A 3,072-nucleotide genomic window follows, 5' to 3' on the forward strand; every position below is an offset into this window, starting at 1 on the left:
CACTTACAGCACCTTTTGTCTTCGTGATTTTGGCTGGACCTTCTGCATGAAGTCCGTAACCATCAGATGATGTAACTGCAGTTTTTTCGTCCAAAGTAATGGCGCTGCCTTCTTTAGCATATACCCCATCAGTTTTTCCGTCGAATGAACCTCCAGAGACTGTTATTGTGGAGTTATTATTTGCAAATATGCCTGTTGTCGCTTTAGTGACGGTTACATTGTTTAAAGACACAGTGCTTTTTTCGGCACTTATTCCTTTATCTACCAAGGCGTCATCTTTGCTGCTCGATATTTTTACATTTTCCAGCGTGTTTTTATTTTCATCATTTCCGCTAGCGTTGAAAAGAGCACCTATTTGAGATGCTGTAATGGAACCATCGGTCATCTTGACTGTAGCTGCATTTTGTATATCAAGGCCGTTTGCAACTTTTTCAATGGTTGTTGTGCCTTTTAATGTAATGACGCTGTTGTTGTCAGCTTTTGCACCAGTACTCTTTTTTTCAGTTTCAGAGCCGGTTATTGTCAAATTTTCGCTAACGATTTTGCTACCAACTGCTGTATAAAGCCCAGTTACCATATTTTCAATGGTTGTTTTGCCTGTTAATTCAATCATAGTATTTGGCAAGTAGGCTGCTATACCGGTGCTATTGGTATTTTTTTCGTTCTGAGAGCCCGTTATTGTTAAATCTTTACTAACGAGTTTGCCACCAGTTGTTGCCCTAAGACCGCTGCCAGCAATGTCTTTAATGGTTGTTTGACCCGTTAATTCAATCACGCTATTAGCACCATCGACGAGTATACCAATGCTGTCTTCTTTAGCTTCAGGAAGGATTATCGTTACATTTTTTGCAGTGACTTTACTGCCCTTATTTACCCGAAATCCGTTTGCAACTTTTTCAATGGTTGTTGTGCCTGTTAATTCAACTGTACTATCAGGATCTGTGGTTGTTACACCTGTTCCTGTATCGTCTCCTTTTATTTTTAAATCTTCGCTGGTGATTTTACCACCTGTTTTTGCTAGGATCCCATCCACAGCTTTTTCAATGGTTGTTGTGCCTTTTAACGTAATTTCGCTACCAAGATCTGTAGATGTTACACCAGTTTTTTCAGATTCAGGAGCGGTTACTTTTATATCCTTGCCAATGATTTTTCCACTATTTGTTGCCTTAATCGCATCATAGTTTTTTTCGGATGCGTCGTCGGAGACATCTTTTACTTCTTCATTACTTGTAGCACTGAGGACTGTCGCATATGCGCTGAAATGAGTGCTAAACAGCATGATAGCTACGGCAGCTGTGCCGGATAAAAGAGATTTTTTAAACATTTAGATATTTTCCTTAACTTATAAGCCCCACGCATTCCTTCCCCGCTTACAAGAAGGATATCAAATGAATGGTTTTCTACTTTGGGGACCAATAGATTGTTTTTATTTTTATGTAAAGTAGAAAAATATTTTTTTTATAAAAATACATAATGTTTTGAATATTATTCATTATGAAATAAATATAAATTATTTTATAATATTAAAAATTATTTATATTTATTTGATTTTAGATCATAGTGTTATTATTGTGCATTGTTTAGAGATAAACTTTATTGAGTTATAAAAAGAAAAAAGAATGGAAAAAATATTAGAAAAAAGAAACAAGAAGAGAGGAAATGAGCAATAAAGAATAGCAGTATCCATGCTGCTGTGGATATACAAAAAAGAAAGTTTGTCGTTTGACAGGAGTTTTTTTAAGTGGGAATAGGTGGAAATTTATGATTTTTTATGACTAATTTTCACCATTAAATGCGCGTTTTATCAAAATGGATTTTGACATCTAAAAAAGAGTGAAAATGAGAAAAAACTGTGATTCAATGGAAAATAGGAAAAGGCTTTGAAGATTTAAAAAAACTCTGTGAAAGCCTAGAAGACCGCCTTTTAAGCCCCTTTGAAAAAAATCTATAAATTGTGAAGTTCGCTCCAAAATCAGCCCAAAAAGCAAAAAAAGATATAATATGTTAAAAACAAAGTGTTATTAAAAATCTTAATGTAAGGAGAAATGCACCTTCATTTTCCATTGTATAATGATGGTTAGGTTGGATTTGTGTAGTTCTTGAGTGCTTTTCCAACCTCTATTTAACGTTTTAAATGCAATTTTAAAAAGAGGCAAGGTAAGCTCTATTTCTTCTCTGTCTTTGATGTTTTGAACAAGCTCTTGTAACTTTTTATCAAGCTCTGCTACGAGTTCCGCTATATCTTCAGGGGGAAGTTTATCAGGGGGAAGTTTAATTGTTGCATTTTTGTTACCTGATTGATTCCTTTGTCTGGGTGGCAAATAGTGATGGTGGTTGGAGTGTTAAACCGGCAAGTCCCTTTGCTGCCGCCATGTTTATCAAACGCGACAAGCAAAGGGGCGGTGTTTTTTGGTTTCCCTCCAACCAAGATGTCAAAGGCATTTTAGGAACAGCGCGCCCCATTAGCTATTTTGATGGGGAAATCGATCATGAAGCAAATCGCCTTAACCAAGCCGATATTGCTACCTTTATTCCAGCACGGCTTAGCCAAAATGCCCATGGAAAAATTGTCGCCAATGGACGTATTTTATGGGGCAACCACACCACCTCCAGTGACCCATTGTGGCGCTTTGTCAATGTGGTGCGCACCCGTGCAGCCGATGGCAGGGCTTGGTGGGAGCGCGCTGCGTCTTCTTTGCCCAATGACTTTACTTGTGGGGGCTTTACGAGGGATAGCCGTTTCAGGTGCGGCATTTTCTGCCTCTTTTGGTTTTATTGGGACAGTGATCGAAGTGGTTGGGGTGGGTATTTCCTCTGTTGTGGGGGTATTTTTACCCCAATAGGGGCTGTGGTTGCTGCTGTTGTGGCGGTCATACTGGCTGCTGGTTTTGCTTTGTGGAAATATTGGGATCGTTTTTCTTCTTTTATGAAGGGCTTTGCACGGGGGGTATCTCGGGCTTTTGGGCGTGCCTTTGAAGCCGTCATGCGCTTTTTTGGTGCTGAACCCACCACCATCACCAAATGGAAAAACATCATTGCTGCTGCTTTTGATCTCTCTCAAACTTGGCAAAA

3 pseudogenes are annotated in these 3,072 nt (G+C 38.7%); 1 reads left to right on the forward strand and 2 read right to left on the reverse strand.

The features are described 5' to 3' along the window. Positions 1 to 1,324, reverse strand: a pseudogene (locus tag ACFIK2_RS00045) (autotransporter outer membrane beta-barrel domain-containing protein); the annotation flags it as partial. A gap of 798 nt (positions 1,325 to 2,122) precedes the next feature. Then, positions 2,123 to 2,258, reverse strand: a pseudogene (locus ACFIK2_RS00050) (transcriptional regulator); the annotation flags it as partial. Between the two features lie 26 nt (positions 2,259 to 2,284). On the opposite strand from ACFIK2_RS00050, the pseudogene ACFIK2_RS00055 reads away from it, so the two are divergent. After that, positions 2,285 to 2,659, forward strand: a pseudogene (locus ACFIK2_RS00055) (phage tail protein); the annotation flags it as partial. Positions 2,660 to 3,072: the final 413 nt, after the last annotated feature.

It is taken from the genome of Bartonella sp. AP88XZML, from assembly GCF_042195565.1.
Taxonomy (GTDB): Bacteria; Pseudomonadota; Alphaproteobacteria; order Rhizobiales; family Rhizobiaceae; genus Bartonella.